This window comes from Photobacterium nomapromontoriensis (assembly GCF_050336815.1).
GTDB lineage: Bacteria > Pseudomonadota > Gammaproteobacteria > Enterobacterales > Vibrionaceae > Photobacterium > Photobacterium nomapromontoriensis.
In genome coordinates this window covers 1-8,047 of record NZ_JAKJSL010000079.1, presented here as the reverse complement: position 1 = coordinate 8,047, position 8,047 = coordinate 1, and the positions used below count along the sequence as shown (strand labels likewise).

The following is an 8,047-nucleotide window of genomic DNA, read 5'->3' as shown; positions in this document are numbered from 1 at the left end:
CGAACCTCGAACCTCGAACCTCGAACCTTAATACCCCATATCTTCCGACCAGCCGTCTGAATCAGACAGATCTGGCGCACCGGGGATGGCTTTTTCTTCGTCTGCCCACTCGCCTAAATCAATCAGCTGACAACGCTTGCAGCAAAAAGGGCGAAATGGACTCTGCTCGCCCCAGATGACGTCAGTTTTACAGGTTGGGCATTTCACCACGGTTATGTTAGCGGCAGGGGGATTGGTTGATGTCATGGTGAACCTCAGCAAATTGCTAATTTAAATTCGATCGAATCTGCAATACCGGCGCCATCTTCAAAGGGTAAGAAGCGAATAGCAAAACGGCTGCGATGACCGGATATCATAGGATAAACCCCATGGCTTAGGCAAATATCGAGTCGTAGCAGATTCGCCTCATTGGCATCATGCTGAAAAAAACCAGCCCGTGCCACTTGAGGCTGAAACTGTCCGGATTCACGTATCAATTTGAGCCATAAGTGTAATGCTGCGCTGAGTTCACTAACTTGTGCCAGCCAGTTTTTTACATCATTTTGCTTATGCGCCAGTGGTAAGTGAAGCCAATAGTGGAGAGCGGGTAGATCAAAGCAGCAACTGCCCCCAGGGATCGACAGACGCTGTTTGATACTGCCGAGAAAGCGATCTTCGCGTAATTCTTGGCCGAGGCGATTAGCCGTGAGAAGCTGATGATGGGTTAAGTCCAGTTTATCGAGCAATTGCAGCAGGGCGTGCTGGTCAACCCCATCCACATTCAACCACGGCTTGAGTTTGAGTCGCTGCTTATCGAGATCTTTGACTAATTCTGATTTAAGTTGGATCTGATCGAGGATCTCCAGCATATCGAACAGAGCGCGGAAAAAAAGTTGATGCTGCCATGGGTCATTTAATTGACTGGCGTGGTTCATCTGACGGAGCAGGTACTCCAACCGGAGATAAATGCGGACCTTCTCATTCAGTGGGTGCTCAAAGTGGTTAATTTGCATCTTAACAAACCCCAGATTAGTTAGCGCGCTGACTCAGTGCCAGATATTGTTGGTGTAATTTAGCGACCTGGTCTGAGAGGGTATCGCCATTGCCATTATTGCTGATCACATCATCAGCGGCAGCGAGACGTTCTTGACGGCTGGCTTGAGAGGCTAAGATCTTCTTGACCTGTTCAGCATCGACCCCATCACGTTGCTGGGTACGAGCAATTTGTACCGCTTCATCCACATCCACCACCAACAGGCGATCGGCCATGCTCTGGAGGTTGTTCTCTACCATCAGCGGGATCACCAGCAGGCAGTATGGCGATGTTGCCAGTGCAATATCCGCCTGCATTTTTTCTCTGATCATGGGATGAAGCAGGGTATTGAGCCAGCTCTTTAGTGCCTGATCGTTAAAGATAGCGTCACGCAGTTTACTGCGGTTAAGCGTCCCGTCTGTCAGTAGGATGTCAGCCCCAAGTTTTTTTTCAATGGCTTGCAATCCCGCGCTACCCGGTGCGACGACCTGACGGGCAACGATATCGGCATCAATGATATCGATTTGATAGTGCAGCGTGAAGAGATTGGCGACGGTGGTTTTACCGCTGCCAATACCGCCGGTTAATCCAATGACTGTTGCCATCGTTATACCCCCAGGTAGCTGGTCAGGTACCAATTGACCAAAGGTTCACCCCATAGCATGGCTATCCAGCCAGCAACAGCAAGATAAGGGCCAAAGGAGAACGGTGTCTGGCTGTCAGATTGCTGAACTCGCATGAGTATAATGCCGCAGATCGCGCCCACTAAGGAAGAGAGCAAGACCACGAATGGTAGCATTTGCCAGCCTAGCCAGGCCCCCAGTGCCGCCAGTAATTTGAAATCACCGTAACCCATCCCTTCCTTGCCGGTTAATAGCTTGAAGGCCCAGTAGATGCTCCAGAGTGACAGATAACCCGCCATCGCACCGATAATTGAATCGCTGAGACTGACGGGAGAAAAGCCTAACAGGGAGAGCAGAATACCGGCCCACATTAATGGCAGGGTGATCTGATCGGGCAGTAACATTTTGTCGATATCAATGAAGGTCAGTGCAATCAGTGCGAAGCTGAAACCGATCACCGCAAGTGACCATTCAGAAGCGGGGATCATCAGTGCCACGGTCAACGCAACTGCAGAGGTAAACAGCTCAACGGCAGGATAACGGACGCTGATTTTGGTCTGGCACTGCTTGCAGCGGCCACGTAGTAGCAGCCAGCTGATGACCGGGATATTTTCCCACATGCTGATCGGGTGCTGGCAGTGTGGGCAACGTGAGCGGGGGACGCTGAGATTAAATGGTGTAATGGGTTCCTGCTGGCCAAATTCAGGGAAGCACTCGGCGCAATCTGCTTTCCATTGACGCTCCATCATAATTGGCAGACGGTAGATCACAACATTGAGGAAACTGCCGATCAGCAGGCCAAATACAGCAGCAAAAACAGGAAAAAGCCAAGGGTAATAGGTCAGCAGGTCCATGAAAAATGTCTCATATCAATCGATGTGGCTATTGTAGGGGAATCAGCGGTGAGATCCTAGAAAAGAGCAAGACACGGTAGATAAAATCTCGAGCCGAGAAACGAGGAACATTGGCGGAAATCGTGTGATTATTTCGCATAATTTAGCCGTCGATAATAAGTCACGCTTCTTCATGCTGATTCTCTCGAACCTCACCTTTAGAGCCCCGTTCCTAAAACCTTGCACCTAGTCCGGCGAATTATCCTATCACACTCATCAGCTTGAAGATTGGCATATACATCGCGACCAGCAAGCCACCAATGACCCCTCCCAAAATGATAATGATCAGCGGTTCAAGAATTTGCCCCAGATTATCGACGGTGTTATCGACATCTGCTTCATACAACGTTGCCATTTTGTTGAGCATGTCATCGAGAGAACCTGATTCCTCGCCAATCATGGTCATCTGAAGCATCAGCTCAGGGAAAACATCACATTGGCGCAGTGCAATGTTCAGTGGCATGCCCGCAGCGGTATTGGCATGGGCTTCCATGGTGGCTTGTTCAATATAGACGTTGCCAGTGGTTTTGGCTGCAGCTTGTAAGCCATTCAGAAGAGGGATCCCCGCACTAAATGTCGTGGCGAGTGTGCGGGCAAAACGGGCAATAGTCGACTTTAATAGGACGCTACCGATAATCGGCAGGCGTAAGTTCAGGCGGTGAAAAAACATTTTAGTTTTATCATTTTTTTTGTAACTGTGACTAATGAGCAGAATGGTAATGGTTATTCCCAAGGCTAAATAGAGGCCATATGCCAAAATAAAATCAGACAGGTTAAGCACTTGCTGGGTAAACCACGGCAGTTCAGCACCAAATCCTTTGAAAATACTGGCAAATTGGGGGATAACAAACACCAACATCATCACCGTCACTCCGATGGCGGTCAGACTTACCATGGCTGGATAGATCATCGCTTTGATCACTTTTTTGCGCATCGCTTCACTTTTTTCGCGATAGGTCGCAACCCGCTCAAAAACTTGTGCCAAGTGACCTGTTTGCTCGCCTGTCGCTATTAAGTCGCAATAAAAATTATCAAACAGCGGTGAGCTGGTGCGCATCGCCCTTGATAGTGATGAGCCAGCTTCGACCTGAATCGTTACTTGTGATAAGGTGGCTCTGGCTTCCGCTTTATTGTGACTTTCGGCAATCAACTTTAACGCCTGTACCACTGGGACTCCGGAGGCAATCATGGTTGCTAGCTGGCGGGTGATAGCAGTAATGTCAGTTGACTTGAGCTGGTTACGCATTTTGCTGAAAGAGGATGGTGCACGATGTTTGATTTTTTTGATCTGGATCTGCTGATCAGTGAGCTTGGCCCGAACTTCTTGTTCTTGGAACCCAAGAATGACACCTGAGAGTTTCTTTCCAGCTTGGTTGACGCCACGCCAGTGGTAATAACGGATTCGACTACTGGCCTGTGCCATGATGCTATGTCCTTATTGATCATTGAATATAATGCGTTACTGCGTGTTTATTTTACGAAGCTCTAATTTTTATGTGTGCTTTGTTGTTTCTTTATATCCAGCCCTCGCTTCTCATCTGCTTTTACTGCTTTTACTGCTTTTACTGCTTTTACTCGTATCTAGTCCCTGCTATTCACTTCTTTTCCTCGTCCCTAATACCTCGTCTCTTTCACCTAGATACCCTCTTAACTAAAATGTAGTACCCGCTGTAGTTCACTGAGGCTGGTGACACCTTGGCACAGTTTTTCAATCCCGGCTTGCTGCAGTGTCATCATCCCTTGCTGACAAGCGATGCCTTCTAGTTCTAAGGTGCTGGCACCTTGCATCAGGGCCTGAGCCAGTTCCCGACTGAACGGCATCACTTCATAAATACCGACCCGACCAATATAGCCCTTGTTACATTCATCACAGCCAAAATCATCCGCTTTATAAACCGTGGTATTGGCTGGAATCGCCAATTTTTGGCACAACACATCATCCAGATCATCCACTTGCTTGCAATGTTTGCACAATCGACGACCCAGACGCTGGGCGATGATCAGGCTGAGGGAGGAGGCAAGGTTGAAATCTTCGATGCCCATATTGGTCAAGCGGGTAATAGTTTCGGCTGCGGAATTGGTGTGTAGGGTCGATAATACCAGATGGCCGGTCTGCGCGGCTTTAACCGCAATGCCACCAGTTTCAATATCGCGGATTTCGCCGACCATCACCACATCGGGATCCTGACGAAGGAAAGAGCGCAGCGCTTCAGCAAAACCTAAACCGGTTCCGGTGTTGATCTGGACCTGATTGATCCCCGGCAGGTTGATTTCGACCGGATCTTCAGCGGTTGAAATATTGCGCTCATCGGTATTGAGGATTTTTAACCCGGTATAGAGCGAGACGGTTTTACCGCTGCCGGTTGGTCCGGTCATCAGGATCATTCCTTGTGGCTGGCGTAGCGCATCAAGGTAAGCCTGTTTTTGCTGAGGGTTATAGCCGAGGATATCAATGTCTAAGTTAGCACTGGAACTGTCTAAGATCCGCAGCACCACTTTTTCGCCCCATAAGGTCGGCAGGGTGGAGACCCGTAAATCAATCGCTAAAGTCGGCGATAGCCGCAGTTTGATACGGCCATCCTGTGGCAGACGTCGCTCAGCAATATCCAGTTTTGACATGACTTTAAGCCGGGTCGACAGGCGGCGCGATAGGTTGGCTGGCGGCGTGGCATGCTGGTGCAATATCCCGTCACAACGAAAGCGGATCCGGTAGAATTCTTCGTAAGGCTCAAAATGGATATCGGATGCGCCTTTACGTACCGCATCGAGTAATATCTGGTTGATGAATCGGGTGACCGGGGCGGTATCGCTACTGATATCGGTGGCATCATCGTTGTGCTCGCCCTCGCTGAGGTCAACCAGATCGCCTAAATCGCTGTCACTGACACTGCGCTGACGTTGTTGGGCTTGGCCATTGATGTCGCTGCCATACACTCGCCGAATGGCTGCTTCAAGCTGCTTATGGTCGAGTAATAACGGCTCGATATTTTTGCCGGTTGCAAAACGAAATTCGTCAAGAACGTCATTGAGGGTCGGATCACTCAGGCCGATGAACAGGCTGCTGTCGGTAGCGTGCAGTGGTAACACTTTGTGGCGCAAAATCGCATCGCGCATGTTGAGGGCTTTACAGCATTCAGCGTAATCGTACTGGTGGATATCGACTAAGGCGACAGCGAAAATCAGCTCAAGCTGGCGGGCCAGTTCACCGCTGGCCATGATCCCCAGCTGCACCAAAGCCGAGGGGATCGAAAACCCCTCGGCTTTGGCCATGTCTACCACCTGCTGCTGTTCAGCTTGGCTAATTAAATTAGCCTGATGCAGGATAGAAGCAAGATTGGTATGCATATAACTAAATTAGCAACCTGTAATTGAAATACCTGATGCATTATGGCTACAAGCCCATTTACCTGTTGTATTATTACGAGTTAATGTAACTGCACTACCAGAACCAGAACCAGATGTAACTGTTGCTACTAATGTATTAGTTGTGGACAAGGCCCCTGAAGTAGATTTGATTGTTCCGATACCAAATGTTTCATCGATAGCAGGGAAGCTGTTGGTGAATGCTATATCGTCTTCAATTTGAGTTTTGTAAGCCGAAGCTGATGCTAATGCTGTACCAACCGCTGATTTTTTAACATACTTTTGATACTGAGGTACTGCGATGGCTGATAACACGCCAATAACCGCGACCACGATCATTAATTCAATCAGCGTAAAACCTTTTTGTTTTTTGAGTTGCCCTTTCATATTTTTTAATCCTTTATGTGAGTCCAATGACTTGTGTTCAAGCCGTTGTATTTCGGTAGGCTCAGCATATGCCGATAGCACAAGCGGCAGAAATGGCGAAAAATGATTGCTCGGCGCACTCGAAAATAAAGCACATTGCGTTACATTTGTTGCATTTTTGCTTGCGAGTGAATTCGGGCTTTGTGGTGTGTTATTTCACATTTTTGGTTGCATTTTTGAGGCTGAAGAGAAAGGAATTTCGGAGCGTGAAAGAAATAGGGGGGCTAGGGACTAGGGGAGAGCAGGGACGAGGGACGAGTAGAGGCGAGAGCGGGAAGAGCAGAAGCTAGGGATGAGAAAGAGCTGGGTAGAGTAGAGATTAGGGGCGACAAAGTAGAAAGAAGGGACTAGGGGAGAGCAGGGACTAGGGGAGAGCAGGGACGAGGGACGAGTAGAGGCGGGAGCGGGAAGAGCAGATATTAGAGGCGTCAAAGTAGAAAGCAGAGGTGCAGTAAAGTCGGAGCGGGGTAACGCAGGGTGGGGATAAGCGGCGAGTTTCATTTTTTATTTCGAAACTCGCGACTTCATTAGCTATTTAATACCAGTACCTGCTGGCATTAAACAAACCGCATTGATAGATCCATGGCACGGAGGTGTTTGGTCAGGGCGCCGACGGAGATGTAATCCACGCCGGTATCGGCGCATTCGCGGATGGTTTCTAAGGTGACGTTACCGGAGTTTTCCAGTGCAGCGCGGCCATTATTTAATGCGACGGCGTCGCGCATCATCTCGAGGCTGAAGTTGTCAAGCATGATGATATCGGCACCGGCATCAATGGCCTGTTGTAGCTCCTCCAGGCTCTCGGTTTCGATCTCAACCGGTTTGCCGGGGTTCAGGTTTTTAGCGGCGGTAATGGCTTGTTTGATCCCGCCACAGGCGATGATGTGATTTTCTTTGATCAGGTAAGCGTCAAACACCCCAATGCGATGATTGAACCCACCGCCACAGCTGACGGCATATTTCAGCGCGCTGCGCAGCCCTGGAATGGTTTTGCGGGTGTCGAGTAGGCGGGTGTTTGAGCCTTCCAGTTGTTTGACATAGGCCGCAACAGTAGTGGCACAGCCTGACAGAGTCTGGATGAAATTCATTGCACTGCGCTCGCCAGTTAGCAATATCCGGGACGGGCCACGCAGGGTGCACAAGGTTTGATTAGGTTCAACGGTGTCACCATCCTTGACATGCCACTCTATCGCCACGTTGCCACCGAGCTGGTTAAACACTTCTTCCGCCCAGAGCTGGCCACAGAACACGCCGTGTTCGCGGGTAATAATAGTGGCGACACTCTGGCTGTCGGCCGGGATCAAGCTGGCGGTAACGTCACGGCTCGGATCAATGATCCCGCCGAGATCTTCGCGCAGGGTATCGGTTACCGCACGGATCATTTCTAAAGGAAGTTGCTGTTTGAGGGTGGCTAAGCGTGAGTCGCTGTCGTGCTTCTTTTCCATCTGAGTCATGACACATCCGTCGCAAAGTTGAACTGCTAATGAATAGGGAGGCTTCCCCGTATTTAATGAAATTGATGATACAGGGAGGAGCGATCTTAGGAAAGAAAAAGGGATGAGGTTCGAGGGACGAGTTTTAAGGAAAAGCGAAGCGAGTACTGAGCTATAGGTGGGGGAGTAAAAGCTTGATTCATTATCATGGTTCGGCGACCCTAGACCCTAGACCCTAGACCCTAGACCCTAGACCCTAGACCCTAGACCCTAGACCCTAGACCCTAGACCCTAGAC

At 49.4% G+C, this 8,047-nt stretch carries 8 protein-coding genes; all 8 read right to left on the bottom strand.

The window, feature by feature from the left end; genetic code table 11:
- Window positions 1–27: 27 nt before the first annotated feature.
- The 8 genes from yacG to nadC all read right to left on the bottom strand — a co-directional run bounded on the left by yacG (window position 28) and on the right by nadC (window position 7,762).
- Window positions 28–246 (bottom strand): DNA gyrase inhibitor YacG, encoded by a 219-nt coding sequence (gene yacG, locus L4D12_RS24985; protein ID WP_428450534.1) that lies wholly within the window; start codon window positions 244–246, stop codon window positions 28–30.
- A gap of 8 nt (window positions 247–254) precedes the next feature.
- Complete coding sequence (gene zapD, locus L4D12_RS24980) at window positions 255–992, bottom strand: cell division protein ZapD (RefSeq protein WP_428450533.1); 738 nt, start codon at window positions 990–992, stop codon at window positions 255–257.
- Window positions 993–1,008: 16 nt separating this feature from the next.
- Window positions 1,009–1,617: a dephospho-CoA kinase gene (gene coaE, locus L4D12_RS24975; protein WP_428450532.1), complete on the bottom strand. Its 609-nt coding sequence runs from the start codon at window positions 1,615–1,617 to the stop codon at window positions 1,009–1,011.
- Between the two features lie 2 nt (window positions 1,618–1,619).
- Window positions 1,620–2,489, bottom strand: a complete 870-nt coding sequence (locus L4D12_RS24970) for a prepilin peptidase (RefSeq protein WP_428450531.1) — start codon at window positions 2,487–2,489, stop codon at window positions 1,620–1,622.
- Between the two features lie 238 nt (window positions 2,490–2,727).
- Window positions 2,728–3,951 (bottom strand): type II secretion system F family protein, encoded by a 1,224-nt coding sequence (locus L4D12_RS24965; protein WP_428450530.1) that lies wholly within the window; start codon window positions 3,949–3,951, stop codon window positions 2,728–2,730.
- A 224-nt stretch (window positions 3,952–4,175) separates the two neighbouring features.
- Window positions 4,176–5,873 carry a type IV-A pilus assembly ATPase PilB gene (gene pilB, locus L4D12_RS24960; RefSeq protein ID WP_428450529.1) on the bottom strand — a complete coding sequence of 566 codons (1,698 nt, stop codon included), beginning with the start codon at window positions 5,871–5,873 and terminating at the stop codon, window positions 4,176–4,178.
- A 9-nt stretch (window positions 5,874–5,882) separates the two neighbouring features.
- Window positions 5,883–6,278, bottom strand: a complete 396-nt coding sequence (locus tag L4D12_RS24955) for a pilin (RefSeq protein WP_428450528.1) — start codon at window positions 6,276–6,278, stop codon at window positions 5,883–5,885.
- 596 nt (window positions 6,279–6,874) lie between these two features.
- Entirely contained in the window at window positions 6,875–7,762 is an 888-nt protein-coding gene (gene nadC, locus L4D12_RS24950; protein WP_428450535.1) for a carboxylating nicotinate-nucleotide diphosphorylase, read from the bottom strand.
- Window positions 7,763–8,047: the final 285 nt, after the last annotated feature.